The sequence below is a fragment of the Achromobacter sp. D10 genome (genome assembly GCF_035282245.1).
Lineage (GTDB): Bacteria > Pseudomonadota > Gammaproteobacteria > Burkholderiales > Burkholderiaceae_B > Achromobacter > Achromobacter insolitus.
Genome location: NZ_JAYJLE010000009.1, coordinates 81,694 through 108,543, shown reverse-complemented (window position 1 = coordinate 108,543; position 26,850 = coordinate 81,694). Strand labels below are relative to the sequence as shown.

The window sequence follows — 26,850 nt, the reverse complement described above, 5'->3', positions numbered from 1 at the left end:
GAGGAGTCGAATGTTTCGAACGCTGCGTTCGCGCGCATTCAATCGGCTGGCGCGTCCCCTGCGCCACCGCGGCGCTTTAGACAGGCACGAACGTTGGGTTCGAATATTTCGGATGGAGTAATGCGTGGGGCGCCGCCATACTGCCCTCGCGGAGGCGCATTGGCAGTCGCGTCCCCCTCACGATAAGACTCCTGGAGACAACCATGATCCGCAATATCCTGCGACGCGGCGCGTTGGGCGCGCTGCTCGTGAGCAGCCTGGGCGCGGGTGCTGCCCGCGCCGATTATCCCGACCACCCCGTTACCGTCGTCGTAGCCTTCGCCCCGGGGGGCATGACCGACATCGTGGCACGTCTGCTGTCGGCCGAGCTCGGTAAACGCTTCAACCAGACTTTCGTCGTCGAGAACAAGCCCGGCGCCGCCGGGCAGATCGGCACCGAACTGGTGGCCCGACAGAAAAACGACGGCTATACGCTATTGGTGAGCGCCACCGGGCATGTCATTGGTCCGGCGGTCAATGACAAGGTCCGCTACGACCCTGTGAAAGACTTCGAACCTATCTCCATTCTCGCGCGCGCCCCGAACCTGGTGGTGGTCAATGCAGGGCTGCCCGTCAAGACCATTCCGGAGTTCCTGAGTTGGGGCCGTGCGCAGCCCGGCGTGCCCTATGGCTCGGCCGGCTTCGGTGGATCCACCCATCTAGGTGGAGAATGGCTGAAGAAGATCACCGGAGTACCGATGGAACACGTTCCGTACAAGGGCGCATCTCCGGCCACCAACGCGGTCGTCTCCGGCGAATTGAAGGTCGCGGTGCAGGACGCGATGAGTGTGGCGCCCTTCATCAAGTCGGGCCAGCTGCGCCCCATCGGAGTCGCCAGCGCCGAACGCAGCAAGCTATTCCCGGACCTGCCCACCTTCGCCGAATCCGGCGCGGCCGGCCTGGACGTCTACACCTGGCTAGGCTTCTATGCGCCCGCGGGCACGGACCCGGCCATCGTGGCCAAGCTGAACCAGGCCACCAGCGACATCATGAATTCGCCGGAGATGGTGCAGCGGCTGGCGGGGCAGAACAGCGAGCCGCTGGGCCCCATGACGCCCAAACAGGTATCGGCCTTCGTCGCCGACGAAACGGCCAAATGGCGCAACGTGGTCCAGACCACCGGCGTGAAGGTCGAATAGGCGCAAGCGGCGCGCCGGCCACTCGGCCGGCGCGCCGCTTCAGCCGTCCGAGGCTGGCGTGGGCGCCGCCCGCACAGCGAACACCGCGCTGGCCTTGAGCATGACGCGGCCTTCCACTTGCAGCAGGCACGTGGCGTAGATCAGGCGCTTGCCCTGTTTGTCGATCCGGACGTGCGCCTCCAGCCAGTCGCCCGGCTTGACCGGGTTCAGGTATTCCACCGACATCTGCACCGTAACGACCGACACCTGCGCCTGATGCGCGATGGTGTGTCCCAGCGCGCTGTCGGCCAGCGTGGCCAGCAGGCCGCCGTGGGCGATGGAGTGCATATTGGTATGCGCCAATCCGACGCGCAGCGCCAGCACGCTGTCCGCGTCGCGCTTGTACAGCGCGCCCAAGTCGGCCAGGTGCGCCATGAAGGGACTGCTCGGATGCCAGGGGGTGAATCCGGAAGGGATGGTGTCTGTCATGGCTGAAGAGTGGGTCCAGGGCATTACAGTATCGCAAAGAAGGCCGCGGCCGGCATGACGCCGGGCGCGGCCCTGGCCACGGCGCGGACGCGTCAGAATGCCGTCGCGCCCTGCGCCACCAGGCGCTCGATCAGCGGCGCGGGCGCCCAGTGCTCGCCGTGTTCGCGCCGCAAGGCGCGCAGTTTCTCCAGCGTCGCCGCCAGGCCCAGCGTGCGGGCGTAGAACATGGGGCCGCCGCGCGCACCCGGAAAACCGTAGCCATGGACATAGACCACGTCCACGTCGGAAGCCCGCTGCGCGATGCCTTCATCAATGATGCGCGCCCCCTCGTTGACCAGCGCCAGCATGCAGCGCTCGACGATTTCCTCGTCGGACACGGCGCGGCGGACGATGCCGGCCTCGCGCGCGCACTCCTCGATGATGCCGTCGACCACCGGATCCGGCAGCGGTTCGCGGCTGCCCGGCACGTAGCGGTAGTAACCCGCCCCCGTCTTCTGGCCGAATCGGCCCAGTTCGCAGATGCGATCGGCAACCTTGGAATAGCGCAGGTGCGCGGGCCGTGTGGGAGCCAGGCGCTTACGCGTGGCCCAGTTGATGTCCATGCCCGCCAGGTCGGCCATGGCCAGGGGCCCCATGGCCATGCCGAAGCGCGTGAGCGCGCCGTCGACCTGCCGTGGGCTGGCGCCCTCTTCGAGCAGGAAGCCCGCTTCACGCCAGTAGCCCGTCAGCATACGGTTACCGACGAAGCCTTCGCAAACGCCCACCAGCACGGGGATCTTGCCGATTTTCTGCGCCACGGCCATGCAGGTGGCGATTACATCGGCACTGGTGCGCGCGCCTCGGACCACTTCCAGCAGCTTCATGACGTTGGCGGGGCTGAAAAAATGCAGCCCGATCACGGCCTCGGGGCGCGCGGTGCAGGCAGCGATCTCGTCGATGTTCAAGCGCGACGTATTGGTGGCCAGGATCGCGCCGGGCTTGCAGATCGCGTCCAGCTGACGGAACACGTCCTGCTTGACGCGCATGTCCTCGAATACGGCTTCGATGACCAGGTCGGCCCGCGCCAAATCCGCCAGATCCAGGCTGGGCGCGATGCGCGCCATCCGGGCCTGCACGCTGGCAGCGTCGAGCTTGCCCTTGGCGGCGGTGATGTCATAGTTCTTGCGGATCAGCGCCATGCCACGGTCCAGCGCCGCCTGATCGCGCTCGCACAGCGTCACGTCCAGGCCGGCGTTGGCAAACGCCATGGCGATGCCACCGCCCATGGTGCCGGCGCCCAGGATGCCCACGCGCCCGATCGCGCCCGCACGGCCGTCGCCCTTGATTCGCGGCGCCTCTTTCTCGGCGAAGAACAGGTGGCGCAGCGCCTTGGAGGCATCGCCCTCGACCAGCGCGTCGAACAGCCGGCGTTCTTCGTCCAACCCGGCCTCGATGGGCAGGCGCGTGGCGGCCTCGACGCAATCGATCGCGGCGCGCTGCGCGAGCACGTTGCGGGCCTTGGGATTGAGCCGGGCGCGCGCGCCTGCGAAGTCCGCGCCTTCCGCGCTCAGTGCGCGGTGCGAGGCCACCGGGTGCGAGGCCCGCGTCGCGCGTTCGAGGGCGTAGGGCAGCGCGGCGGCCAGCAGATCGCCTTCGGCGACGACGTCCACCAGCCCCGCGGCCAGGGCGGCGCCGGCATCCAATGGCTTGCCGGTCTGGATCAGTTCAAGCGCCGTGTTCACGCCGATCAACCGCGGCAGGCGCTGCGTGCCGCCTCCGCCCGGCACCAGGCCGAGGTTTACCTCCGGCAAGCCAAGCCGGGCGCCTGCCTGCGCGACGCGGTAGTGGCACCCCAGCGCCAGCTCCAGCCCGCCGCCCAGCGCGAAGCCGTGGATGGCGGCCACCACCGGCTTGCCGGAGGCTTCTATGGCCGCGATCACGTCTCGCAGCATAGGCCTGGCGGTCGCGGCCGGGGTATTGAACTGGCGGATGTCTGCTCCGCCGCAGAAGGCTTTCCCGGCGCCGATGATGACGACGGCGTCCACCGCGGGATCGGATTGCGCGAGGGCCAGCCCGTCATGGATGCCGCGGCGCACCGTGTCGCCCAGCCCATTGACGGGCGGGTTGTCCAGGAAGATCACTGCGGCGCGCCCGTGCAGAGCGTAACGGACGGTCGCGGAGAGATCGCGGGACGGCGAAGTGGGGATCAAGCTCATGATGTGCCCTTTTCGGCGGCGCGGCTCAAGCCGTCGCCAGCCGCTGATAACGGTTGAGATGGTAGCGGGCGTCGCCCAGCGTATGTTCGATGGCAAGCAGACGCTTGACGTAATGGCCCACCGGCAGCTCGTCGGTCATGCCCATGCCGCCATGCAGCTGGATGCTTTGCTGGCCAAGGTAGCGTGCTGCCTGCGCGCAACCGGCCTTGGCTGCCGACGCGAGGCGCGCGCGCCGAAGCGGATCGGAGGCATCGGCGGCGGCCGCCAGCCAGGTCAGCGAGCGCGCCTGTTCCAGGGCCAGCAGCATGTCCACCAGGCGGTGCTGCACCGCCTGGAAGCGAACTAGCGGCTGGCCGAACTGGCGGCGCGCGGACACATGGTCTCGGGTGGCATCCAGCAGCGCCTGCATGCAGCCCAGCGCCTCCGCGCAGAGGGCGACGCGCGCCGCGTCCGCGGCCGTTTCCAGAGCCTCGCCGGCCGATCCCAGCCGGGCGGTCGCGTCCACATGGCAATTCGTCAGCACGATATCGGCGTAGGGGCGGCCGTCCAGCCCCGGCCTGCCCTCGCGCCGCAGGCCAGGGTTGCCGGCCTCGACCAGGAACAACGCCATCCCCCCGGCGTCGCGCGCCGTAACCAGCAGTTGCCGCGCGCCGGCACCATAGGGCACGCGCCGCTTCATGCCGTTCAGCAGCCAGCCTCCGCCTTGCGGTTCGGCCGCCGCCGCGATCGCGCCCGGCGCGCCCAGCGCGTCCAGAGGCCAGTCCGAATCCGGCTCGGCATGGGCCAGCACCGGCGCCGCCCCCTGTGCGATTCCGGCGAGCAGCTCGCGGGTCCGTTCGCCCTGGGGCAGGCGCGCCAGCAACTGGCCACAAAGCACCGCGCTGGCGTCGTACGGCTCGGTCACCAGGTGCCGGCCGAAGCGCTCCATCACCACGCATAGCTCGGCGAGTCCGCCGTCCATGCCGCCCGCCGACGCCGGCAGGCCCAGGCCCGACAGGCCCATGTCCGCGAAGGCGCGCCAGTGCGGCGAGGCTTCGGGATCCGCATCGCCCGCGAGCATTTCGCGCGCGGCGGGTGCTGGATACTCCCCTTGCAGATACCGTCCGACGGCATCGTCCAGGGCGCGCTGGTCCTCGCTGGAATCATCCACGGCGCCCAGGGCGAGCTTGGCGATGATGTTCTTCTGGACCTCGTCCGTTCCGCCGTAGATCGAGATCTTGCGCAGGTTGAGATAGAAGCCGGGCATGGCCTCCAGTTCTTCCTCGGGCGTCGGATCGCCTTGCGCGTAGCCGCGTTCGAGTACGCCCGAATGGTAGGCAAGCGCGTGCGTGCCAGCGGTGTCGACCAGGGCCTCGCTGATGCGCTGGGCCAGCGTCGAACCCAGGTATTTGAGGATCGAGGCTTCCGCGCCATGGCCGGCCCCGCGCTGGTCGCGTGCGATCAGCCGCAAATTGGTCTGTTCCAGCGCCAGCGTGTCGATTTCCAGCTGAGCCAGCCGCTGAGCGAATACAGGATCCTCGGCCAGCGGACGGCCATCAACCTTCCGCTGGGCAGCCAGCCGTTGCAGATGGCCCAGCTCGCGCTTGGCGCGCCCCACCCGGGCCGCGCCGAAACGTTCGTGCGCCAACAGGTATTTCGCGTAGGTCCAGCCCCGGTCCACATCGCCCACCAGGTGCGAGACCGGCACCCTCACCTCGTCCAGGAAGACCTCGTTGATTTCCTCTCCGCCATCCAGGGTCCGGATCGGCCGCAGCGACACGCCGGGGCTGCGCATGTCGATGAGCAGGAAGGAAATGCCTTCCTGCGCCTTGGCGTCGGGATCGGTGCGCGCCAGGCAGAACATCATGTCGGCGTATTGGGCATAGGTGGTCCAGGTTTTCTGGCCGCTCACCACGAAGACCTCGCCTTCCCGGCGCGCGCGCGTGGACAAGGACGCCAGGTCCGAACCGGCGCCCGGTTCGGAGTAGCCCTGGCACCACCAGTCCTGCCCGCTCAGGATGCGCGGTAGGAAATGGCTTTTCTGCCAGGCAGAGCCGTAGGCCATGATGACGGGCGCCACCATGCGCAGGCCGAAAGGCACGGTTTCGGGCGCTCCCGCCAGGGCGCACTCTTCGTCGAACACGTTACGCTGCAGGATGCTCCAGTCAGCACCGCCGTGCTCGACCGGCCAGCTCGGCGCGACCCAGCCGCGCTCGTGCAGGATGCGATGCCAGCGCAGGAAGTCCTGCTTGTCCAGGCGCTGGTGGTCCAGCACCTTGCGCCGCAGGTCGGCCGGAAGCTTCGTCCGCAGGAAGTCGCGGACCTCGGCGCGGAAACCGTCGAGCTGGGCGTCATTCGACATCGCCAAGCTCCTGCGAGAAACACAGCGGCGCATCGGTGGCCGCCTGCAGGGCTACGCGCGTGAGGCCCGGCGCCATGTCGCGCACCAGGAAACCCTGCGGCGTCACGTCCAGCGTGGCGAAGTCGGTGTAGACGCGGTCCACGCAGGCCGCGCCCGTCAGCGGCAGGTCGCACTGGCGGCGCAGCCGGGGCCGGCCGTCCCGCGTCAGGTGTTCCATCAGCACATGCACGCGCTTGGCGCCGACTGCCAGATCCATGGCCCCGCCCACGGCGGCGGCCACGCCGGGCTGCCCGAGCGACCAGTTGGCCAGGTCGCCGGTTTCCGAGACCTGGTAGGCGCCCAGGATGCAATAGTCCAGGTGGCCGCCGCGCATCATGGCGAAGGAGTCGGCATGGTTGAAAAAGCTGCCGCCTTCAGAAAGCGCCACGTTCTGCTTGGCCGCGTTGGTCAGGTCCGGGTCGACAGGATCAGCGTCCGAGCGCGCGCGCATGCCGAGGATGCCGTTCTCGCTGTGCACGGTGACGCCGTGCTCCGGCTTCCAGTAATCCAGCGCCATGACCGGCAGGCCGATGCCCAGGTTCACGTAGGAGCCGGGCGGGATGTCCGCCGCGGCGCGACGGGCGATGTCCTCGCGGGAATATCGTTGGATCATTGCAGGGCTCCGGTCAGTTGCGCATCAGGGATACGCAGCACGCGCTGCACGAAGATCCCGGGGGTGACGACGTGCTCCGGATCCAGGCCGCCGACCTCCGCCAGCGCATGGACCTGGACTACGGCGGTGGCCGCTGCCATGCACATGAGCGGGCCGAAATTGCGCCCCGCCTTGCGGTACACCAGGTTGCCCAGGGGATCGGCGCAATAGGCTTTCACCAGCGCGTAGTCGGCGTGCAGCGGCTCCTCGAACACATGGCCCACGCCCTTGATGAGTCGCGTCTCCTTGCCTTCGGCCAGCAGCGTGCCATAGCCGGTGGGCGTGAAAAAGCCGCCCAGGCCCGAGCCCGCCGCGCGCAGCCGCTCGGCCAGCGTGCCCTGCGGCACGCATTCGTATTCGATGCGTCCCTCGGCGTAGGCCGATTCGAAAGCCTGGGACTCCGCGCCGCGCGGATACGAGGCGATCAGCTTGCGCACGCGGCCCAGCCGGATCAGGCGGGCGAGACCGCTGTCGCGGGCTCCGCTGTTGTTGCACACGACGGTCAGGCCGCTCGCGCCCTGCTCCACCAGCGCGTCGAGCAATTCGACGGGCTGGCCGGAGAGGCCGAAGCCGCTGACCAGCACGGTGGCACCGTCTGGAATGTCCGCCACGGCCTGCGCGGCGGAATCGAGAGTCTTGTTCATCATGGCGGGGGTCACAGGGAGTGGGAGAGAATCGCGGTGGCCTGGCTTGAAAGCACCCCGCCGTTGCCGTGCACGAGCGCGACGTCGGCCTTGGGCACCTGGCGCTCGCCCGCCTCGCGCCGCAGCTGCGCGACGGCCTCGATCACCAGGAAGATGCTGTACATGCCGGGATGGGTGAACGACAGCCCGCCGCCATTGGTATTCATCGGCAGGTCGCCACCCGGTTCGATGCGGCCACCGCCGATGAAGGCGCCGCCCTCGCCCTTGGCGCAGAAGCCCAGGTCTTCCAGGAACAGGATGGGGTTGATCGTGAACGCGTCGTAGAGCTCCACCAGGTCGACGTCGGCCGGCGTCAGGCCAGCCTCGGCGAAAGCGGTCCGGCCGGAATCCACGGCCGGCGTGACGGTGAGGTCCGGCATGCACGATATCTGGCGATGCCAGTGCGCATGGCCGGTGCCGAGCACGTAGATGGGACGCGGGTGCAGATCGCGGGCGCGGGCGGCGCGCGTCACCACGAAGGCGCCCGCGCCGTCGGTCACCAGGCAGCAGTCGCGCACGGTCAGGGGGTCCGAGATCATCTTGGCGCCCAGCACCTCGTCGATAGTGAGCGGCTCGCGCAGGAAGGCGTCCGGATTCAGCTGCGCCCACTTGCGCGCGGCGACGGCGACCTCGGCCAGCTGCCGTCGGGTGGTGCCGTACTGGTACATGTGACGGGCGGCGGCCAGGGCATAGCTGGACACTGGATTGAAGGGCTTGTAGGGATGCTCGTAAGGCTGCGGGTCCAGCGCCGCGCGCATCTGGTTGATCTGCGTGCTGCTGGGCGCGCTGCGCGGATTGGCCCCGTAGCAGACCAGCACGTGATCGCACTGGCCAGCCTCGATCGCCATCGCCGCGATCTTCAGGTCGGCGATAAAGGACGAGCCACCGAACATGGTGCTGTCGGAGAAGCGCGGGCGGATTCCCAGGTATTCCGCCATCCGCATCACCCACCAGGGCGAGGTCAGGCTGGAGGTGATGATGCCGTCGATGTCCTGCATCTTCAAGCCACTTGCTGCCACGGCGCGGTGGGATGCCTGCGCGATGATTTCCTGTTCGGTACGGCCCTGGCAATCGCCCAGCCCGGCCATGCCGGTGCCCAGGACGGCGATCGCGCCACGATAGCTCCGGCTCATGCCCGGCCCTCCGCCTGCGCCATGAACACCAACAGCGGCGCGCCGTCCCCGGCGTCGATCCTGGCACGCACACGCAGGCCGATGCGCACCGCGTCCACCGGCATGTCCACCACGCGGCTCATCAGGCGCGGGCCTTCGTCCAGGTCCACCAGGCACACGGTGTAGTCGCCGCCCTTGGCGCGCACGATGGTCGTGGAATAGATCTCGCCGCGGCCGCTGGGCTCGACCCAGCGCAGCGCGTCGGAGCCGCAATACGGGCAGACCACCCTGGGATAGAAATGATGCCTGGCGCAGTCCTGGCATTGCGGAATGACGAAGCGGCCCTGCGCGAGCTGCTCGAAATAGTGGTGCTCGGCGCTGGACGCCGGCTCGTTTGCGGTTTGCGGCATGGTGCAGTGCGCCGCCCTGAGGGCGGCTGTCTCCGTTGTATTTCGATCCGCGCCTGGCAAGGCCTGCGGCTGTGGAACGATTTTAGGAATGCCCTCCGCCGCTTACCATCCGAAAGATTCGAAGGCTACTTTCGGCATATTCGAAGCGCCGCAAGTCAGAGTAAGATTTACGCCATAACAAACACCCTACATGGCAGGAGCAGTGGAAGATGGCAAAAGTCGGCATGGTTGGTATTGGCCTCATGGGCCACGGCATTGCGAGCAATCTGGTCAAGCATGGTCATACGCTGACCGTGCTGGAGCATCCGGGCAACCAGCCCCTGGACGCGCTGAAGGCCGCCGGCGCGACCAGCGTGGCCGACGGCGCCACGTTGGCGGGCCAGTCTGATGTGATCATCCTGTGCGTCACCGGCAGCCCGCAGGTCGAAGCCGTGCTGCTGTCCGAAGGCGGCGTGCTGGCGGGCCTGCGGCCCGGCACGGTCATCATCGACTGCTCGACGGCAATTCCCTCGTCCACCGTGAAGGTGGCGGAGGCCGTGGCGGATGCCGGCGGCCGTTTCCTGGATGCGCCCATGACGCGCACGCCCAAGGAAGCCGCCGAAGGCCGGCTGAACCTGCTGGTGGGTGGAGACGCCGCCTTGTTCGAGGAGTGCAAGCCGCTGCTGGCCTGCTTTGCCGAGAACATCACGCATGCCGGCCCGATCGGCGCCGGTCACCGCATGAAGCTGCTGCACAACTACGTGTCGCTGGGCGTGGTTGCGCTGCTGTCGGAAGCGGCGGCCTGCGCACTGCGCGCCGAGATCGATCCCGCGGTGTTCGCCGACGTGCTGACCAAGGGCGGCGGCGGCGGCGTGGCGCTGGAGCGCATCAAGCCGTACCTGCTGGAACAGGATCCGTCGTCGCTGCGGTTCTTCATGTCGAACGCACAGAAGGACCTGTCCTACTACAACACCATGGCCGCGGAAACGGGCGCCGTGCGCGAAATCGGCGCGGCCGTGCAGCACACCTTCGACCAGGCTGTCACGCAGGGCGGTGGCGACCGCTATGTGCCTGAGCTGGTGTCGCTGCTGAAGGACCGCTAGAGCGGCCCGCCTGCCATCGCGGCCCGAACGACGGACGCGATGGCAAACCCGGCAAACGGCGCCGGTTTGCCATCAGCGCAGTTCAGCGTCCCGCGACCGCCACGCCGCGCGGCAGCCCCCGCGCCGGCAGGCGCAGCGAAATCAACGCCGCCGCCAGCAGCAGCACGCCTGCCGCCCCGAAGGCGACCCAATGCGTGCCGAAGGTCTCGTAAGCCCAGCCGCCCAACCATGAGCTGATCATGCCGCCCACCTGGTGGCCCAGATAGGCCAGCCCATACAGCACGCCCACCAGCCGCACGCCATAGACGTCCGCCAGAATCGCAGAGGACAAGGCGATGCTGCCAGCCCACACCACGCCGCCTATGGTGGCCGCGGCGTACAGTTCCCAGTGCGCCCCCACCATGACCAGCGCGAAGAAGCCGAGTCCGCGCACCAGGTAGATCGTGGCAAGAATGGCGCGCCTTTCGACCTGGTCCGACATACGGCCCAGTACCAGGGTGCTGAAGATGGCGACCAGGCCGATCAGCCCGATGCCCAGAGAACTGGTGGTGGCGTCAAAGCCGTGGTCCATCAGCATCGGCACACCATGGGTGCCCAGCAGATTCATGCTGAAACCACAGGCGAACAAGCCCAGCGCGACTTGCCAGAAGGGCAGCGAACCCAGGGCCGCGCGCAGATTGGGGGCCGGGCGCTTGGCCCCCGGCTTGGCGGGTGCGGCCGCCTTGTCGGGGATCTGGTGCGGCAGCAGGTCGGTGTGCTCCGGCGCTTCGTCGCGCATGATGAAGAGCGCCATCGGCACCGTCAGCAACGCGAACAGCACGGCAAAACCCAGCAAGGTTTCCTGCCAACCCACGGCCGAAATGGCGAAAGTCAGCGTCGGCGTCATGAGCGCGATGCCAGCCATGGAACCCGTGGACAAGAAGAACAGCGCCATGCCGCGCTGGCGGGTGAACCAGCGGCTGATGACCGGCGTCAACGCCACCGGGCTGGTAAAGCCCAGGCCGATGGACAGCGCCACGCCGAAGGACAACAGGAACTCGATGGGTCCGCGCGCGAAGACGGTCCAGATCGACGACAGCACGACGATGGCGGCGCCGGTCAGCAACACGAAGCGCGTGCCGCGCGTGTTGACCAGATAGCCCGCCAGGGGCATGGCCAGGCCATAGCAAAGCATGCCGATCGCGACAATGCCGGACAGCATGCTGCGCGTGAAGCCCAGCGTGTCCGCGATGGGCAGGAAAAACGGCCCGATGCCCATGCGCAGGCCGACCGTCAACAGGGTGAGTACCGTCGCGGCGCCTACGATGGTCCAGCCGAAATACCAGCCGCCCGACTCTTGCTTCTGCACTTGTGCTTCTCCTCGGTATCTTCTTCTTGCCGCTTGCGCGCCCGGCTTCGCGGGTGCCGCCGGGAAGGCTGGACACGGGCGAGAAGAACGAGGCGTGAATCGGCTTGTTGTCGCCGGCGGCTGACGCCCCCGGACGCGTCATATTACTCCCGGCTATATGTCTGCTCCGCCCGAAATCCCGGAATGTGTTCGGTGAACGGTCGCCGAAGCGCTGTATATTCCCCACCATTTCGTAGCGCCCGAAGCAAACCGTGAAGTCCAAGACCTCGATGTTCGCCCTGTCCCGCCAGGAAATCGCCCTGGTGCTGGTCACCATGCTGTGGGGGAGCACCTTCCTCATCATCCACATCGCCATGCAGCACAGCGGGCCGCTGTTCTTCGTGGGGGTGCGCTTTACCATCGCAGGCCTGATGGCGCTACTGGTGTTCCGCAAGCACATGGCCGGGATCACCCGCCAGGAGGTGGGCGCGGGCATCGCCATCGGCTGCGCGCTGTTCCTGGGCTACTTTCTGCAAACGTACGGATTGCAGACCATCACCAGCAGCCAGTCCGCCTTCATCACCGCGCTCTACGTGCCCATCGTGCCGCTGCTGCAATGGGCCGTGTTGAAAAAGCCGCCCGGACTGATGAGCTGGGTGGGCGTGACGCTGGCCTTCGCCGGTCTGGTCCTGCTGGCCGGCCCGCAAGCAGGCACGCTGAGCTTCAGCGCGGGCGAGGCCGCGACGCTGGCTGGCGCCGCGGCGATTGCCGCCGAGATCATCCTGATTGGCATGTATGCCAAAAAGGTCGACAGCCGCCGCGTCACCTTCGTGCAATTGCTGACGGCCGGCCTGGTGTCGTTTGCGCTGATGCCCGCGATGGGCGAAGCGGTTCCCGCGTTCTCGTGGCTGTGGGCGGGCGCCGCCATTGGGCTGGGACTGGCCAGCGCCGTTATCCAGCTGACCATGAATTGGGCGCAGAAGTCGGTGTCGCCCACCCGCGCGACCGTCATCTACGCGGGCGAGCCCGTGTGGGGCGGCATCGTGGGACGCCTGGCCGGAGACCGCCTGCCCGCGCTGGCGCTGGTGGGAGCCGGCCTCATCGTTGCGGGCGTGCTTGCAAGCGAAGCCAAGTTCACGCGCGGGAAAAAGCCCCAGGCCCCGGCGCAGGGCGCGCAAGGCGCTGACTAACGAGCCAGGCGGACGATCAAGCCGGCCTGCGCGGGATACAGGCGTTGCAGTTCGGTGGCGTCGGCCAGCTCGAACTCGCTGAACTCGAAGCCTGGCGCAACCGTGCAGCCGGCCAGCGCGTAGCCATCCGGGTCGGCCAGTTCGGCCGCGAACCAACTGCCGGCAGGCACAACTGCCTGGAACACGGCATCGGCGTCCTGCAACGCGTCACCCAGCCGCAGGCAGCCGTAGCCGCCATCCGGCGCCAGCACATGGATATACAGCGGACCGCCCGCATGGAAATGCCAGAGTTCGTCGGAACGGATGCGATGCCAGGTGGACCAGGCGCCGTCGCATAGCAAGTAGTAAATGGCGGTGCTGGCGGAACGGCGCACGCCGTCGCCGCGCGTGACCAGATCGGCGGCGCGATAGGTTTCACGGTAGTAGCCGCCTTCGGGATGCGGCAACAGGTCCAGGCGGCGGATGAGGCTGGCGGCGGATGTGGATGCGGTCATGGCAGGACGGGCGCGTGGAGGATAGCGCCAGTCTAGCGTGCCCCTAGGCCGCCTGCTGCAGGAACGCCTGCAACGCGGGCACTGTATTCATGACGTGCTGCCGCATGGCGGCCTCGCAGTGCGCCGGATCGCCCGTACGCAACGCGTCGATCAGTTCCTGGTGCGATTCGCGCACGCGCAGGACGCGGCCCGGCTGAGCCGCCCACAGCCGCATATAGGGCTCGACCACGGAATGCAGTTCGGACAGCTGACGCAGCAAGCGCGGCTGCTGGCAGAAACTGCAAAGATATTCGTGGAACTCGCGGTGGGCGGTGGTCCAGTCCAGGTCTTCACCGGGCCCCTGCTCCAGCAATTCAAGTGAATTGGTCAGGCGGCGCACGTGCTCGGCGTTCATGTGCGACACCGCATTACGCATGGCCAGGCCTTCCAGCACCGAGCGCATCTCGAACACTTCCAGCATTTCCTGTTGGTTCAGGCCACGCACCACCGCGCCACGGTTGGCGCGGATTTCGACCAGCCCTTCGGAGGCAAGGCGGCGCAGCGCGCCGCGCACCGGCATGCGACTCGTGCCGATTTCCGCGGCCACGACCTCGGGCACCAGACGCTGGCCGGGCGCGTAGCGGCCCAGGCGGATTTCGCGCTGCAGGTGCAGGTAGGCTTCGTCTTCGGCGCTGAGGGCTGTCTTCTGGAATTGCAGCATTGAGGTCTCGGGCAGGCCTTGGGAAAGCCGCCATGATAGATAAACGCAAAAATAACACAAATTGGATCCAGTGATCCATGGATGCAAACACTAATAGTCCCGGGTCGCCCACTTGCGTCTAATCCCTGCACGCACTCCATAACGCGATCAAGGGGAATTCATGAAGTTTCGTTTCATCCGGGCGCTGGCAGGCGCCGCCGCCGTGGCCTTCGCCGCCCAGGCAGGCGCCCAGGCGACCGACTGGCCGCAGCATCCGGTGCGCATTGTCGTGCCGTTCCAGGCGGGCTCCGCCACCGACCTGATCTCGCGCCAACTGGGCGCTGCGCTGTCCACGGAGCTGGGTCAGCCCTTCGTGGTCGAGGCCCGCCCGGGCGCCGCGGCCGCTATCGGCAGCGCCTCGGTCGCGCGCGCCGCCCCCGACGGCTATACGCTGCTGATGGGCGGCCCCGCCGCCATCGTCACCAACCGCTACCTGCAAAAGCGCCTGGCCTATGACCCCGACGCCTTCGCGCTGGTGTCCATGGTGGCCTACACGCCCAATATCCTGCTGGCCAATCCGTCGCAGCCGTTCAAGACCCTGCCGGAAATGGTGGCCTACGCCCGCGCCAACCCCGGCAAGCTGACCTATGCCTCGTTCGGCACCGGCACGACTTCCCACATGGCCGGCGAAATGCTCAAGTCCGTGGCAGGCATCGACATCCTGCACGTGCCGTACAAAGGCGCGGGCGAAGCCATCCCGGCGCTGCTCAGCGGCCAGGTGTCGATGTACTTCGACACCATCATGACGGGCCTGCCCCAGGCCAAGAGCGGCGCGCTGCTGGCGCTGGGCATGTCGAACGCAAAGCGCTCGGCGCTGGCGCCGGAAATTCCCACCATCGCGGAACAGGGCTATGCCGGCTATGACATCGCGCCGTGGTATGGCCTGGTCGCCCCCGAAGGCACCCCGGTCGCGGTTCTCGACAAACTGAACCGAGCCGTCAACAAAGTGCTTGCCGATCCTGCGCTGCGCAGTAAGCTCGCGGAAGCCGGCGCGGAGCCCCGTGGCGGCAGCCGCGAGGAATTCGCCGCTTTCATCAAGGCCGAAATCCCGCGCACCAAGCAGCTGATCGACCAGGCCGGCATCACGCCCCAGTAATTTTCAACACGAGTTCCAGCATCCATGTCTTCACCCTTCGATTGGTCTTTCCCCTACGCCTCCCGAAAAATGCCGATCCTGGCCGCCAATGCGGTCGCCACCAGCCAGCCCCTGGCGGCGCAAGCCGGATTGCGCATGCTGCTGGCCGGCGGCAACGCCGTGGACAGCGCCATCGCTACCGCTATTGCGCTGACGGTGCTCGAACCCGTCATGAACGGCATCGGCGGGGACATGTTCGCGCTGGTGTGGCATGACGGCCAGCTGCATGGCCTGAACTCCAGCGGCTGTGCGCCGGCCGCCTGGACGCCGGAGTATTTCGCCGGACGCGACGCCATGCCCGGCACCGGCTGGGGCACGGTGACCGTTCCGGGTCAGGTGGCGGGCTGGAAGGCGCTGTCGGAACGCTTTGGCAAACTGCCATTCGCGCAGTTGTTCGAGCCTGCCATCGCCTATGCCGAAGAAGGGTTCGCGGTGTCGCCCACCATCGCCCGCCAGTGGGCGACGCAAGCGCCCAAGCTGGCGCAGGAGCCCGGCTTTGCCGCGGCCTTCCTGCCAGAAGGGCGCGCGCCCCAGGCCGGCGAGTGGTGGCGCTTTCCGGCACAGGGCAAGACGCTGCGCGCCATTGCCGAAAGCGGCGGCGAAAGCTTCTACCGGGGTGAGCTCGCCCGCAAGATCGCCGACTTCGCCAGCCAGACCGGCGGTGCGCTCAGTGCGGATGACCTGGCCGAACACCACCCCGAATGGGTCGCCCCGATTTCGCAGTCGTTCCGCGGCTACGAGCTGCATGAAATCCCGCCCAATGGCCAGGGCATCTCTGCGCTGATGGCGCTGGGCATGCTGGAACAGTTCGACCTGGAAAGCATGGGCCGCGACAGCGCGGACTATTACCACGTCAGCATCGAAGCGATGAAGCTGGCTTTCGCGGACCTGCACCACCACGTCGCCGATCCGCGCCACATGCGCACGGACGCTGCCGCCCTGCTGGACCGCGCCTACCTGGCGGAACGCGCGCGCCAGATCTCCATGGACCGCGCCAGCGTGCCGGTCGCGGGCACGCCAGCCACCGGCGGCACCGTGTACCTGACGGCGGCTGACGCCAGCGGCACCATGGTGTCTTTCATCCAGTCCAACTACCACGGCTTCGGTTCCGGCGTGGTGGTGCCCGACACCGGCATCAGCCTGCACAACCGCGGCCTGAACTTCGTGCTTACGCCTGGCCACGCCAACCAGGTTGCGCCGCGCAAGAAGCCGATGCACACCATCATCCCCGCGTTCGTCACGCGCGGCGGCCAGCCCTTGATGTCGTTTGGCGTGATGGGTGGGTCGATGCAGGCCCAGGGCCATCTACAGATGGTCACGCGCCTGGCGGCGTTTGGCCAGAATCCGCAGGCCATGAGCGATGCGCCGCGCTTCCGAGTGGAAAAAGGCCCGGTGGTCAATGTGGAATCACACCTGCCCGCGGACGTGGTCGATGCGCTGCGCGCGCGCGGCCACAACGTCGCGGTGGCCCCCGCCGATAGCCTGGAGTTCGGTTCGGCACAGTTGATCTGCCGCCTGCCGCAAGGCGGCTACGTAGCCGCGTCCGACTCGCGCCGCGACGGCCAGGCCGTGGGCTTCTGAGCACCAGGGCGGACGCCCTGCCCGGCCAGCATGGGACAGGCATCGCCGCCGGAATCCGGCGGCGATGTGCATTTCACTCATCGCATCATGCCTGTATCGCGCCTACGCCCTGGCGGGCGCCGGCTTCGACAATTCAAGCTCATCGGCGTCATTCCTGTGCGCCAGGCGATAAAGCGCGGGCAGTACCAGCAGCGTGAGGATGGTGGAGGAAATGATGCCGCCGATCACCACGGTCGCCAGCGGGCGCTGGACCTCGGCGCCCGTGCCGGTCGCGATCGCCATGGGCACAAAGCCCAGCGAGGCCACCAGCGCCGTCATCAGCACCGGCCGCAGGCGCGTCAGCGCCCCGATACGCACGGCCTCGGCCACGGACTTGCCCTCTTCGCGCAGTCCGCTGATGAACGAAAGCATGACCAGGCCATTCAGGACTGCCACGCCGCATAGCGCGATAAAGCCCACGGCCGCGGTAATGGACAGGGGGATGCCGCGCATCCACAGCGCGATCACGCCTCCCGTCAACGCAAAGGGGATGCCGGTAAACACCAGCAGGCCATCCTTGACGTTGCCGAACATCGCGAACAGCAGCGCAAACACCAACAGCAGCGCCGCCGGGACCACAACCTGCAGGCGCTTGGCCGCGGATTGCAACTGCTCGAAAGTGCCGCCCCAGGAGGTCCAGTAGCCCGCCGGCACCTGCACCTTTTGCCCGATGGCTGCGGTGGCCTCGGACACGAACGTGCCCAGGTCGCGGCCGCGCACGTTGGCGCTGACCACGATGCGGCGTTTGCCGTCCTCGCGCGAGATCTGGTTGGGGCCCGGCGCCAGATCGAAGGTAGCGACCTCGCTCAGCGGGATGTAGGCGGCCTGCGCCTGGCCTTCCTGCCTGGGCAGGGCGATGGGCAGCTTGCGCAGTGCCGACAGGTTTTCGCGCACGGCCTCCGGCAGGCGCACCACGATGTCGAAGCGCCGGTCGCCCTGGAAGAAGGTTCCCGCCTCGCGCCCCCCAACGGCGATAGCCAGGGTGTCCTGCACGTCCGCCAGGCTCAGTCCGTAACGCGCGGCGCGGGCGCGGTCGATATTGACGGTAAGCATCGGCAGGCCGGTGGTCTGTTCCACTTTTACTTCAGAAGCGCCCGGTATCGCCTGAAGCACCTCGGCGATCTCCGCGGCCGTGCGGTTGAGCACGTCATTGTCATCGCCGAACACCTTCACCGCGACGTCGCTGCGCACGCCTGAGATCAGCTCATTGAAGCGCAGCTGGATGGGCTGCGAAAACTCATAGTTGTTGCCGGGCACCTGGTTGGCTTCCTCCTGGATGGCGGCCAACAACTCGGCGCGAGTCTTCCGAGGGCTGAGCCATTGGTCGACGGGCTTGAGCATGATGTAGCCGTCGGAAATGCTGGGCGGCATGGCGTCGGAAGCGATCTCCGCCGTGCCCGTGCGGGCGAACACGCGCTCGATCTCCGGAAACTTCTCTTTCAGACGCTTCTCCAGCTGCTTCTGCATGTCGACGGACTGCGTCAGGCTGGTTCCCGGAATCCTCAGCGCCTGGATCGCCATGTCGCCTTCGTTCAAACTGGGTATGAATTCGCTGCCCATGCGCGACGCCAATAGCCCGCACAGAACCACGAAGACGGTTGCCCCGGCCAGGATCAGCGGCGCGCGCCGCAGCGCCACGTCCAGCAAGGGCTCGTAGCGGCGCCTGGCCCATGCCATCAGGCGATTCTCCTTTTCGGAAACGTTGTTGCCCATGAACAGCGCCACGGCGGCAGGCACGAAAGTCACCGACAAGATCATGGCTCCCAGCAACGCGAGCACCACCGTCAGCGCCATGGGATGGAACATGCGGCCTTCCACGCCGCTGAGCGCGAAGATCGGCAAATACACGACCATAATGATCAACTGCCCGAACAGCAGCGGCCTGCGCGCCTCGCGCGCCGCCGCGAAGACTTCGTGGAAGCGCTCGCCACGCGTGAGCGCCCTGCCATGATGCGCCCGCGCGTGGCTCAGGCGCCGCACGCAGTTCTCGACGATGACCACCGCGCCGTCCACGATGATGCCGAAGTCCAGCGCGCCCAGGCTCATCAGGTTGGCGCTGACCTTGTAGGTCACCATGCCGGTGAAGGTGAACAGCATGGACAATGGGATGATCATCGCCGTGATCAAGGCCGCGCGGATGTTGCCCAGGAACACGAACAAGATGACGATGACGAGCGCCGCGCCCTCCAGCAGGTTCTTTTTGACCGTGGCGATGGCCTTGTCGATCAGGTTGGTGCGGTCGTACACCGTCACGGCCTGCACACCCGCTGGCAATGATTTATTGATGGCCTCCAGCTTGACGGACACTGCCTGCGACACCGCCCGGCTGTTCTCGCCTATCAGCATGAAAACGGTGCCCAGCACCACTTCCTCGCCGTTGCTGGTCGCCGCGCCCGTGCGCAACTCGCGCCCGATGGAGACCTCGGCCACATCGCGTATGCGGATCGCCTGGCCTTGCACGGTCGCCAACACCACGTCCCGGATATCGTCCATGGACTTGACCTGGCCGGGCGCCCGGATCAGGTATTGCTCCCCCTTGCGCTCGATGTAGCCTGCGCCGGTATTGGCGTTGTTGCGCTCCAGCGCAGCCATGACGTCGGTCAGCGCCAACCCGTAGGAGGCCAGCTTCTCGGTGCTGGGCGCCACCTGGTACTCCTTGGCATAGCCGCCGATGGCATTGATTTCGGTCACGCCAGGAATGTTTCGCAACTGCGGCTTGATGATCCAGTCCTGGATCTCGCGCAGGTCCATGGGCGTATAGCGCGAGCCGTCCGGCTTGCGGGCGTCGTCGCGGGCTTCTACCGTCCACAGATAGATCTCGCCCAGGCCCGAGGATATCGGCCCCATCATGGGCGTCACGCCCTCGGGCAGGTTTTCCTTCGCTTCCTGCAGGCGCTGGTTCACCAGTTGGCGAGCGAAGTAGATATCGGTGCCGTCCTTGAAGATGACAGTTACCTGGGAAAGGCCGTAGCGCGACATCGAACGCGTCTGCTGCAGCCCCGGCAGGCCGGCCATCACCGTTTCTATCGGATAGGTGACGCGCTGCTCGGTCTCCAGCGGTGAATACCCTGGCGCGCCGGCATTGATCTGGACCTGGACGTTGGTGATGTCGGGCACCGCATCGATGGCAAGCCGGGAATAGTTGTAGACGCCGATGGCGGCCATGCCCAGGGTGACGAACAGCACCAGCCAGCGCTGTTCGATGGCAAAACGGATCAAGCGTTCAAACATGTTCCGCTCCCGCCTCAATGTGCATGCTCGGCGCCGGCCTTGCCCAGCTCCGACTTGAGGACGAAGGAGTTTTCAGCCGCGTAGCGCGTGCCGGGCGCAAGACCGGACAAGACTTCGACCCGGTCGTCCGAGGCCTTTCCCAGTTTCACCGGCTGCACTGCGAAGCCTCCGGGGACCTCCACGAACACCGCGGGCTCGTTGTCGACGGTCTGGACCGCGTCGGCCGCCACGGTCACTGCGGCATCGGACTGGCGGATCACCACGTCGACGGACACGAACAGCCCGGGACGCCAGGCCGTGTCAGGATTTTCCAGCGTTACCCGCGCCGTGGCCGTTCGTGTCTGCTGCCCCAGCAGCGAGCCGATATAGGAGACGGTTCCTTCCGCCTTGCCTGCAAAGGCGGCGGACGTGACGCTTGCGGCTTCACCTACGCGCACATCCTGCAAGTCCTTGGGGGCAATTACAAACTCGGCCCATACCGTGCGCAGATCCGACAAGGTGAAGATGCTGGCGTTGTCGGGCAAGGCCTCGCCCAAGGCGATGTGCTTTTCCACCACCACGCCGTCAAAGGGCGCGCGGATCTCCAAACTCCCCAGATCCCTGGACCGCGGCTCGGCGCCCACGGTCCGCAGCTTCTGCTCCGCGTTCTGGACCGCGATTTCCGCTTCCTGCAGCGCGGTGCGGGCTGCCAGGTAGTCCTGTTCGGCGGACACCTTTTCCTGCCACAGGCGCCGCTCGCGCCGGTGGGTCTGGCCGGCGAGATCGCGCCGCTTGGCCGCCGCCAGCCATTCGCTGCGCAGCTCGGACAGCGCCGAACTGGATAAGGTGGCCAGCAGCTCGCCCTTCCTGACCTGCTGGCCCAGGTCCGCCGACACGCTCTGCACCACGCCGGCCATGCGCGGCACCACGTGCGCGGTTCGGTCCGCATTGAACTTGATCTCGCCCGGGAACTGCACGGACGTCGCAAGTGTCGCGGGCGCGGCGGCTTCCAGTTTGATGCCGGCCGCGGCAATCTGTTCGGGCGTCAGCTCGATCTTCTCTTGATCGTTCTCCCCGCCCTGCTCGGTCTCGGCATGGCCGTGACCGTCCTCTCCGGCGGCTTTGGCCGAAAGCGCGGGCGCCAGCAGCAGCGCCGCGCACAGGCTCGCCGCCACCGCGGCGCGCATCTTGGGGTGTTGCATGTTTTTGGGGTTCGCCATTTCTTTTGCTCGTTTCAAAGTCCGAGAATGCGATCGATATCCGCGGATGCCTGATACAGGGAAGCCAACACCGTCAGGTAGGCGATGTTTCCTTCGGACAGGGTGCGTTGCGCGTCCAGGACTTCCAGGAAACCGAACTTCCCCGCTTCGAAGCCCTTGCGCGCGGCGTCATAGGCCTGGGTGGCGCCGGGCAGCACCGCGTCCCGGTACTCGCGCGCAGCCGCCACCGCCAGGTCGAAGCGGGTGACCGCCTGCAGCAGCTCCCCCATCAGGCCGGACTCCAATTCCCGATACTGGTCCTGCGCCTTGTAGGCCTGCATGGTGGCTGCGTAGACATTGCCCTGGTTGCGGTCGAAGATGGGCAACGGGATCGAAATGCCAAGCTGGGCCTTGTTGCGGCCTGCCTCGTTATCGCGGGCCACGCCCGCGCTCAGCGTAATGTCCGGATAGCGTTTGCTCTTCTCGACCTCCAGCTGCGCCTGCCCCAGGTCGACGGCAAGCTTGCCGCCCCGCATCCTGGGAGAAGCCGCCAAGGCCGAACGCAGTTCGTCGATCGAGGTGCGCCGCGGCAAGGCGCTCAGGTCCGCGCCGACGCGGGCGAATCCGGGTTCCGCTTCGCCCCAGAGCAGGCCAAGCTTGCGGCGCGCGTCCAGCAGCGCCGCGTCGGCCGCGCGCGCTTCGATGCGCGCGTTGGCCAGCGCAACTTGCGCCTTGCTGGCCTCCAGCGGCGGCGCCTTGCCCGCAGCCACGCGCCTCTCGGCCAGCCGCAAGGCGTCGCTGGCGATATCCACGGTGCCCCGCGTCACGCGCACGGACTCCTGCGCCACGGCCACGTCGAAGAACGCCGCAATGACCGCAGCCCGCAAGCCGGCCCGCGCATCCGCCACGTCCTGGCGCGCCATGTCGCTGGACAGCCCTGCGGCTTTCACCCGGGCGGCTCGCTTGCCGCCCGTCTCCAACGGCACATTCAGCATGGCGGTGGTGGTGCGCGTGGCTGATTTCGTGTCGTCCACGCTGAGGTCGATGGTCGGATTGGGCAGCACGCCCGCTTGCGTCAGCACGCCCGCGCTTGCAGCGGCCTCGTTCTTTACGGCAGCGAACCCGGGATTGCGGTCGAGTGCCCTGGCCAGTGCCCCCTCCAGCGTCAGCGTGGCGCCGGCCTGGCTCTGCTCCATGGGTACGGAGGGCCGGGCCGCGCCCGCGTCCCGTGCGGAGGCGGGCGCGGCAATCATCAAGGCCGCCAGGGTCAGCGGCAAAGCGGATAAATGCATGGTTCAACCGAGGAATGGGGCGAGCCGGCAATGTATCCAGACGGGCTCGTCAATCCACCGACAGAAAAATGACATTTCCGTAAGGTGCGCGGGCCTTACGAAAACGTAATCAGGGTGTCCGTGAATTGACGGATCCGGGTCCGTAGAGTGTCACCGTCGCTACACAAATAGCGTGTATGCGCCGGACGGGACACCGCCGCCGGCGCAGCGCCCAACCAAGGAGATATCCATGAAGATCCAAGCCCTTGCAGCCGCCCTCGCCCTGGGTTCCGCGTTGACCTTTCCTTTTGCCGCCAGCGCGTCCAGCACCTGGCACCAGACCGATACGGAAATCGGCTACGCCATCGCTCCGGATCACGCCATGAGCGCAAAAACCCGCGAAGAAGTGAAGACGGAGCTGGCCGTTGCCAAGTCCGACCCCAAGCAGTGGTTTCTGACCAACCTGAACGCGGCCAAGCCCGGCTGGGCCAAACAGGGCACCTCCCGCACGCGGGCGGATGCCATGGCCGAAATTGAAGCCATGACGCCGGCCGAGCGTGCCCGCCTGGCAGAGATCTACACGCCGGGCTGAGCACCCGGCTCGTGGCGGACGTATCTTGCGTGCCCGCGGGCGCTGCGCAGGGCGGCTGGACCGCCCTGCGCAGCGTTTATTCCATCGCAACGATTCCGCCTAGAATACGACTCAGGATCCGAGGACTTCCGCGCACTCTCTTTATTCCCCCGACATGAAAGTACTCGTAATCGAAGACGAAAAGAAACTCGCCGAGTACTTGCGGCGAGCGCTTACCGAACACAACTACGTGGTCGATGTGGCGCAGGACGGTGTCACGGGTCTGCATCTGGTGCGTGAAAGCCAATACGACCTCGTCCTGCTGGACGTGATGCTGCCCGCCATGGACGGCTTTTCCGTGCTTGCCGAGATCCGCAAGACCAGCCGCGTGCCAGTCCTGATGCTGACGGCGCGCGACAAACTGGAAGACCGGGTCAAGGGCCTGCGCGACGGCGCTGACGACTACCTGGCCAAACCGTTTGCCCTGTCCGAACTGCTGGCCCGCGTATTGGCCCTGGGTCGGCGCAGCGGCCACGGCCAGACTGAGACCATCGGCCAGAATGTGCTGCGCATCGACGGGCTGGAACTGGACCTGCTGCGCCGGCGCGCCAGCCGCGACGGCGTGCGGCTGGACCTGACCGCCAAGGAATTCACCTTGCTGGCACTGCTGATGCGCAAGCAGGGAGAAGTCCTGTCACGGCTGGAACTGGCCGAACAGGTATGGGACATCAACTTCAATAGCAACACCAACGTGGTCGAAGTCGCGATCCGCCGCCTGCGCGGCAAGGTCGATGAACCCTTCGCCAAAAAGCTGCTGCATACCGTGCGCGGCATGGGGTACGTGCTGGAACCGCGGAGCGACTGATGCCCGGGCAGCGCCCCAAATCGCTGCACCGGTGGTTGTCGCGCTGGCTGGCGATCCAGACTTTCATCGCCCTCGGCCTGGTGTGCGCCGCGGTCTACTACGCCACCAACCTGAACCTGGCGAGCCGGCAGGAGGCCCTGCTTCAGCAGAAGGTGGAAGTCGTTCGCCATCTGGTGGAGGAAAATGCCGCCAGCCGGGATTCGACCCGCCTGCGGCACAAGCTCAGCGACTTCTTCTACGGACGTCCGGATTTTTCGCTGGTGCTGGAAATAGATGGCGAAAAGGTCTACTACGGCAGTCCGATAGCCGGTGACAACGACTTCCATCACGAGCGGCGCATCACGTTTACCTTGCCATTTCCGGGCGCGCCGGGCGATGCGATGAACGCGGAGTTGGTGCTGGACATCTCCAGCGATATCCGCCTGCGCAGGGCTCTCGCCTGGACGCTGTTCGCCTGCGCCCTGGCCGGCGCCATCGTCGTGGCCGCGGTGGGAACCCTGCTGGTGCGCAAAGGGCTGGAACCTCTGGACGCGCTGGGCAAACAGGCCGCGATGCTGTCTCCGGACCGAATCGGCGAACGGCTGGACGAGAGCGGCCAGCCTTGCGAAATCAGGCCACTGGTCCGCCAATTCAACGCGGTGCTGCAGCGGCTGGAGCGTGCCTATGTGCAGATGGAAGGTTTCAACGCCGACGTCGCCCACGAGATGCGCACGCCCTTGGCGACACTGATCGGAGAGACCGAGCTGGCGCTGAGCACGCGTCCGTCGCCGCAGGCACTGAGAGAGACGCTGGGTTCCAACCTGGAGGAACTGCAACGCCTCTCCGGCATCGTCAATGACATGCTGTTCCTGTCGCAGGCCGACCGCGGCGCGCAGGCAAGAGGCGCCTGGCAGCCCAGCCTGGCAGCCATCGTCAAGGAGGTGATGCAGTACCACGAGGCCGAGGCCCTGGATGCCGGCGTCGAACTCGCGGTCGCGGGCGATGCCCCGGCGCAGGTCGACCGCGCACTGTTCCAGCGTGCCGTATCGAACCTGATCTCAAATGCGGTGCGTTATGCCCCGCCGGGCAGCGCGATCGAGGTTGAGATCTCGCGTAAAGAGCCCGGCGAAATCCTGATATCGGTGCGCAACATTGGCGACCCCATACCGCAAGAGCATTTGCCGCGCCTTTTCTATCGTTTCTACCGCAGCGACACCTCGCGCGAGTTCGACGCCAACCATCATGGGCTGGGGCTGGCGATCGTCGCAGCCATTGCCCGCATGCACGGCGGCCGCAGCTACGCCAGATCGGCCGGGCGGACCACCACGATAGGCTTCGGCATTGCGGCGCCGGACATTACAGAAAGCTAATCCGCCTGTCCGGATTCTGTCCCCGCCCGCTCCCTAGAATTTCTCCATGTCCTTCGAAGACCGGCTGCCACAGCGGCTTTCAAGGACACCGGCCTCAGGGAGGCCATCCGTCTCCCCACGATTTTTGAGTCTGCCGGATTACGTTCCTTGGAGAAATCATGAACCGTCTGACCCTGTTGATCCTCGCCGTTTCCGTTGCCGCCGCGGCCCCGGCAGTCCAGGCCGAACCGAAAACCCGCGAACAGGTGAGGCTCGAACTCGAGCAGGCGAAGAACGCCGGACTGGTGACTTACGGCGAACAAGACTATCCGCCTGCCATTGCACCGGTCCGGCCCGGCAAGACCCGTGCCCAGGTGGCCGACGAGCTGCAACGCGCCAAGGCCGCCGGCTTGGTCACCTACGGGGAGCAGGATTACCCGCCTCCCCAGCCGCGCGCCACCTCCAGGACGCGCGCGGAAGTGCGCGCCGACCTCGTCCTTTGGAAGCGCGCGGGCATGGAGGACCTTTACCGCGGATCTCAGACGCCTGACGTGTTCAGCCTGAAGTACCGCCAACGCTATGCTGAATACGTGCGGATGCGCACGGGGGCCGAATACCAACAACAGCTGGATATCGAGAACGGCAGGCGTTAACGCAGGCTCGGAGCGGGCCGCCTGCGCGCACCCGCCCGTCACATCGGCTTCAGATCGACCTCTTTGGCGATCTTGCCGAAGGTTTCCAGATCGCTCTTCACTCGGGCCGTGGTTTCGGCCGGCGTCGATACGCGCGGGATCATCGCCAGATCCAGCAGGCGCTGCTTCATTTCGGGCTTGGCGAATTCACGCGCCAGGGCTTGCTGGATCTTCTCGATGATCTCGTCAGGCGTGCCCTTGGGCGCGGCCAGGCCAAACCATGCAACCGCCGAAAATCCCTGCAGGCCGGCTTCGGGCGCGGTGGGCACGTCAGGCAGGGCTGCCACGCGCTCCGGGTTGGTGACGAACAAGGGACGCACCTTGCCCGCCTTGATAAAGGGCGTCTGCACGCCGGTGTTGTCGAGCACCGCATCAATATGGCCACCAAGCAGATCGTTCATGGCGGGGCTGCTGCCCTTGTAGGGCACGATGTTGACCTGCATGCCGGCCGCGCGGGCGAACATGAGCTGCGTCAGATGCTGCTGGGTGCCCAGGCCGGCGTTGCCGAACGTGATCTTGTTGGGATTCTTACGGCCATAGTCGATGAATTCCTGCAGATTCTTCGCGGGGAATTCGTTGTTCGTGACCACTACGAAAGGCAGGTCCACCAGCACCGTGATCTGCTTGAAGTCTTCCAGCGGCTTGTAGCGCAGCTTGTAGACGTAGGGATTCACCGCCATCGTGCCGCTGGCGGTAAGCGCCAGGGTGTAGCCGTCCGGCTCGGCGCGCGAGACGAACTCCGTGCCCAGCACGCCGCCAGCGCCGGGCTTGGCCTCGACGATGGCGGGCTTGCCCAGTTCGGTCTGCAAAGCCTGCGCCGCAAAGCGAGCCAGCATGTCGGCCGATCCACCGGTTGCGTATGGCAGAACAATCGTGATCGGCTTGCTGGGATAGTTATCCGCGGCCAAGGCGGGCGCGGTGATCAAGGCCGCCAGACAGGCAGCGGCCAGAGTTTTCAGATGCTTGACCATCAATGATTTCCCCTCGTTGTGTAACAACTGCGCTTGCACCCGGGGAAGATTAAGCGGTCCCACGTTATATGGCTAATC

The 26,850-nt window shown here is 66.6% G+C and carries 22 protein-coding genes and 2 pseudogenes; 9 read left to right on the top strand and 15 right to left on the bottom strand.

All coding sequences use genetic code 11. From position 1 onward, the window contains the following. Nucleotides 1-203 precede the first annotated feature (203 nt). Nucleotides 204-1,178: a tripartite tricarboxylate transporter substrate binding protein gene (locus tag VCS63_RS21395; RefSeq protein WP_323880995.1), complete on the top strand. Its 975-nt coding sequence runs from the start codon at nt 204-206 to the stop codon at nt 1,176-1,178. 39 nt (nt 1,179-1,217) lie between these two features. Here VCS63_RS21395 and VCS63_RS21390 read toward each other — a convergent pair whose 3' ends face one another. The 8 genes and pseudogenes from VCS63_RS21390 to VCS63_RS21355 all read right to left on the bottom strand — a co-directional run bounded on the left by VCS63_RS21390 (nt 1,218) and on the right by VCS63_RS21355 (nt 9,078). Then, nucleotides 1,218-1,646 (bottom strand): PaaI family thioesterase, encoded by a 429-nt coding sequence (locus VCS63_RS21390; protein WP_042794548.1) that lies wholly within the window; start codon nt 1,644-1,646, stop codon nt 1,218-1,220. Nucleotides 1,647-1,738: 92 nt separating this feature from the next. Beyond that, entirely contained in the window at nt 1,739-3,841 is a 2,103-nt protein-coding gene (locus VCS63_RS21385; RefSeq protein WP_323880993.1) for a 3-hydroxyacyl-CoA dehydrogenase NAD-binding domain-containing protein, read from the bottom strand. A gap of 25 nt (nt 3,842-3,866) precedes the next feature. Further along, nucleotides 3,867-4,967: pseudogene (locus VCS63_RS21380) on the bottom strand (acyl-CoA dehydrogenase family protein); the annotation flags it as partial. 27 nt (nt 4,968-4,994) lie between these two features. Beyond that, nucleotides 4,995-6,182 (bottom strand): annotated as a pseudogene (locus VCS63_RS21375) (acyl-CoA dehydrogenase family protein); the annotation flags it as partial. Then, the gene (locus VCS63_RS21370; protein WP_323880991.1) at nt 6,172-6,834 is read right to left on the bottom strand and encodes a 3-oxoacid CoA-transferase subunit B; all 663 of its coding nucleotides are present in this window, start codon (nt 6,832-6,834) and stop codon (nt 6,172-6,174) included. The gene VCS63_RS21370 and the pseudogene VCS63_RS21375, both read right to left, overlap by 11 nt. Continuing rightward, nucleotides 6,831-7,520: a 3-oxoacid CoA-transferase subunit A gene (locus VCS63_RS21365; protein WP_042794550.1), complete on the bottom strand. Its 690-nt coding sequence runs from the start codon at nt 7,518-7,520 to the stop codon at nt 6,831-6,833. Before VCS63_RS21365 ends, VCS63_RS21370 begins: the two co-directional genes overlap by 4 nt. An 8-nt stretch (nt 7,521-7,528) precedes the next feature. Next, nucleotides 7,529-8,689 carry a thiolase gene (locus VCS63_RS21360; RefSeq protein WP_063641055.1) on the bottom strand — a complete coding sequence of 387 codons (1,161 nt, stop codon included), beginning with the start codon at nt 8,687-8,689 and terminating at the stop codon, nt 7,529-7,531. Further along, nucleotides 8,686-9,078, bottom strand: a complete 393-nt coding sequence (locus tag VCS63_RS21355) for a Zn-ribbon domain-containing OB-fold protein (protein WP_323880988.1) — start codon at nt 9,076-9,078, stop codon at nt 8,686-8,688. The genes VCS63_RS21360 and VCS63_RS21355 overlap by 4 nt, the downstream gene beginning before the upstream one ends. 209 nt (nt 9,079-9,287) lie before the next feature. Here VCS63_RS21355 and VCS63_RS21350 point away from each other — a divergent pair, with 209 nt between their 5' ends. After that, nucleotides 9,288-10,160: an NAD(P)-dependent oxidoreductase gene (locus VCS63_RS21350; protein ID WP_042794553.1), complete on the top strand. Its 873-nt coding sequence runs from the start codon at nt 9,288-9,290 to the stop codon at nt 10,158-10,160. A gap of 82 nt (nt 10,161-10,242) precedes the next feature. Here VCS63_RS21350 and VCS63_RS21345 read toward each other — a convergent pair whose 3' ends face one another. After that, nucleotides 10,243-11,508 carry an MFS transporter gene (locus VCS63_RS21345; protein ID WP_063641051.1) on the bottom strand — a complete coding sequence of 422 codons (1,266 nt, stop codon included), beginning with the start codon at nt 11,506-11,508 and terminating at the stop codon, nt 10,243-10,245. Nucleotides 11,509-11,777: 269 nt separating this feature from the next. On the opposite strand from VCS63_RS21345, the gene VCS63_RS21340 reads away from it, so the two are divergent. Beyond that, nucleotides 11,778-12,677, top strand: coding sequence for a DMT family transporter (locus VCS63_RS21340; protein WP_104653685.1), 900 nt, complete (start codon nt 11,778-11,780; stop codon nt 12,675-12,677). On the opposite strand, the gene VCS63_RS21335 is transcribed toward VCS63_RS21340, so the two are convergent. Beyond that, entirely contained in the window at nt 12,674-13,171 is a 498-nt protein-coding gene (locus VCS63_RS21335) for a cupin domain-containing protein (protein WP_063641048.1), read from the bottom strand. The genes VCS63_RS21340 and VCS63_RS21335 overlap by 4 nt on opposite strands. Nucleotides 13,172-13,214: 43 nt before the next feature. Beyond that, nucleotides 13,215-13,871, bottom strand: a complete 657-nt coding sequence (locus VCS63_RS21330; RefSeq protein ID WP_323880986.1) for a GntR family transcriptional regulator — start codon at nt 13,869-13,871, stop codon at nt 13,215-13,217. Between the two features lie 160 nt (nt 13,872-14,031). Here VCS63_RS21330 and VCS63_RS21325 point away from each other — a divergent pair, with 160 nt between their 5' ends. Together VCS63_RS21325 and ggt are read left to right on the top strand one after the other, a co-directional pair. Beyond that, a complete protein-coding gene (locus VCS63_RS21325; protein ID WP_063641047.1) occupies nt 14,032-15,006 on the top strand; it encodes a Bug family tripartite tricarboxylate transporter substrate binding protein in 975 nt (324 codons plus the stop codon). Nucleotides 15,007-15,030: 24 nt separating this feature from the next. Next, a complete protein-coding gene (ggt, locus tag VCS63_RS21320; protein WP_323880984.1) occupies nt 15,031-16,626 on the top strand; it encodes a gamma-glutamyltransferase in 1,596 nt (531 codons plus the stop codon). Between the two features lie 102 nt (nt 16,627-16,728). Here ggt and VCS63_RS21315 read toward each other — a convergent pair whose 3' ends face one another. From VCS63_RS21315 to VCS63_RS21305, 3 genes are read right to left on the bottom strand one after another with little or no spacing between them, the layout of a single operon-like run. Beyond that, on the bottom strand, nt 16,729-19,896 hold the full coding sequence (locus tag VCS63_RS21315; RefSeq protein ID WP_323880982.1) for a CusA/CzcA family heavy metal efflux RND transporter: 3,168 nt from the start codon (nt 19,894-19,896) through the stop codon (nt 16,729-16,731). A gap of 14 nt (nt 19,897-19,910) precedes the next feature. Then, the gene (locus tag VCS63_RS21310) at nt 19,911-21,095 is read right to left on the bottom strand and encodes an efflux RND transporter periplasmic adaptor subunit (RefSeq protein WP_323880980.1); all 1,185 of its coding nucleotides are present in this window, start codon (nt 21,093-21,095) and stop codon (nt 19,911-19,913) included. Nucleotides 21,096-21,109: 14 nt separating this feature from the next. Beyond that, the gene (locus VCS63_RS21305) at nt 21,110-22,366 is read right to left on the bottom strand and encodes a TolC family protein (RefSeq protein WP_323880979.1); all 1,257 of its coding nucleotides are present in this window, start codon (nt 22,364-22,366) and stop codon (nt 21,110-21,112) included. A 229-nt stretch (nt 22,367-22,595) separates the two neighbouring features. Between VCS63_RS21305 and VCS63_RS21300 the strand changes: the two genes are divergently transcribed. The 4 genes from VCS63_RS21300 to VCS63_RS21285 all read left to right on the top strand — a co-directional run bounded on the left by VCS63_RS21300 (nt 22,596) and on the right by VCS63_RS21285 (nt 25,762). Beyond that, nucleotides 22,596-22,937 (top strand): DUF4148 domain-containing protein, encoded by a 342-nt coding sequence (locus tag VCS63_RS21300; RefSeq protein ID WP_042794559.1) that lies wholly within the window; start codon nt 22,596-22,598, stop codon nt 22,935-22,937. Between the two features lie 154 nt (nt 22,938-23,091). Next, nucleotides 23,092-23,781, top strand: coding sequence for a heavy metal response regulator transcription factor (locus tag VCS63_RS21295; protein WP_063641037.1), 690 nt, complete (start codon nt 23,092-23,094; stop codon nt 23,779-23,781). After that, nucleotides 23,781-25,130, top strand: coding sequence for a heavy metal sensor histidine kinase (locus VCS63_RS21290; RefSeq protein ID WP_063641035.1), 1,350 nt, complete (start codon nt 23,781-23,783; stop codon nt 25,128-25,130). The genes VCS63_RS21295 and VCS63_RS21290 overlap by 1 nt, the downstream gene beginning before the upstream one ends. Before the next feature lie 158 nt (nt 25,131-25,288). Then, entirely contained in the window at nt 25,289-25,762 is a 474-nt protein-coding gene (locus VCS63_RS21285) for a DUF4148 domain-containing protein (protein WP_042794563.1), read from the top strand. Between the two features lie 38 nt (nt 25,763-25,800). On the opposite strand, the gene VCS63_RS21280 is transcribed toward VCS63_RS21285, so the two are convergent. Continuing rightward, nucleotides 25,801-26,772, bottom strand: coding sequence for a Bug family tripartite tricarboxylate transporter substrate binding protein (locus VCS63_RS21280; protein WP_042794564.1), 972 nt, complete (start codon nt 26,770-26,772; stop codon nt 25,801-25,803). Nucleotides 26,773-26,850: the final 78 nt, after the last annotated feature.

Coding starts and splice junctions, on each gene's coding strand:
- VCS63_RS21395 (WP_323880995.1), top strand. CDS start 204: ATGATCCGCAATATCCTGCGACGCGGCGCGTTGGGCGCGCTGCTCGTG.
- VCS63_RS21390 (WP_042794548.1), bottom strand. CDS start 1,646: ATGACAGACACCATCCCTTCCGGATTCACCCCCTGGCATCCGAGCAGT.
- VCS63_RS21385 (WP_323880993.1), bottom strand. CDS start 3,841: ATGAGCTTGATCCCCACTTCGCCGTCCCGCGATCTCTCCGCGACCGTC.
- VCS63_RS21370 (WP_323880991.1), bottom strand. CDS start 6,834: ATGATCCAACGATATTCCCGCGAGGACATCGCCCGTCGCGCCGCGGCG.
- VCS63_RS21365 (WP_042794550.1), bottom strand. CDS start 7,520: ATGATGAACAAGACTCTCGATTCCGCCGCGCAGGCCGTGGCGGACATT.
- VCS63_RS21360 (WP_063641055.1), bottom strand. CDS start 8,689: ATGAGCCGGAGCTATCGTGGCGCGATCGCCGTCCTGGGCACCGGCATG.
- VCS63_RS21355 (WP_323880988.1), bottom strand. CDS start 9,078: ATGCCGCAAACCGCAAACGAGCCGGCGTCCAGCGCCGAGCACCACTAT.
- VCS63_RS21350 (WP_042794553.1), top strand. CDS start 9,288: ATGGCAAAAGTCGGCATGGTTGGTATTGGCCTCATGGGCCACGGCATT.
- VCS63_RS21340 (WP_104653685.1), top strand. CDS start 11,778: ATGTTCGCCCTGTCCCGCCAGGAAATCGCCCTGGTGCTGGTCACCATG.
- VCS63_RS21335 (WP_063641048.1), bottom strand. CDS start 13,171: ATGACCGCATCCACATCCGCCGCCAGCCTCATCCGCCGCCTGGACCTG.
- VCS63_RS21330 (WP_323880986.1), bottom strand. CDS start 13,871: ATGCTGCAATTCCAGAAGACAGCCCTCAGCGCCGAAGACGAAGCCTAC.
- VCS63_RS21325 (WP_063641047.1), top strand. CDS start 14,032: ATGAAGTTTCGTTTCATCCGGGCGCTGGCAGGCGCCGCCGCCGTGGCC.
- ggt (WP_323880984.1), top strand. CDS start 15,031: ATGTCTTCACCCTTCGATTGGTCTTTCCCCTACGCCTCCCGAAAAATG.
- VCS63_RS21315 (WP_323880982.1), bottom strand. CDS start 19,896: ATGTTTGAACGCTTGATCCGTTTTGCCATCGAACAGCGCTGGCTGGTG.
- VCS63_RS21310 (WP_323880980.1), bottom strand. CDS start 21,095: ATGGCGAACCCCAAAAACATGCAACACCCCAAGATGCGCGCCGCGGTG.
- VCS63_RS21305 (WP_323880979.1), bottom strand. CDS start 22,366: ATGCATTTATCCGCTTTGCCGCTGACCCTGGCGGCCTTGATGATTGCC.
- VCS63_RS21300 (WP_042794559.1), top strand. CDS start 22,596: ATGAAGATCCAAGCCCTTGCAGCCGCCCTCGCCCTGGGTTCCGCGTTG.
- VCS63_RS21295 (WP_063641037.1), top strand. CDS start 23,092: ATGAAAGTACTCGTAATCGAAGACGAAAAGAAACTCGCCGAGTACTTG.
- VCS63_RS21290 (WP_063641035.1), top strand. CDS start 23,781: ATGCCCGGGCAGCGCCCCAAATCGCTGCACCGGTGGTTGTCGCGCTGG.
- VCS63_RS21285 (WP_042794563.1), top strand. CDS start 25,289: ATGAACCGTCTGACCCTGTTGATCCTCGCCGTTTCCGTTGCCGCCGCG.
- VCS63_RS21280 (WP_042794564.1), bottom strand. CDS start 26,772: ATGGTCAAGCATCTGAAAACTCTGGCCGCTGCCTGTCTGGCGGCCTTG.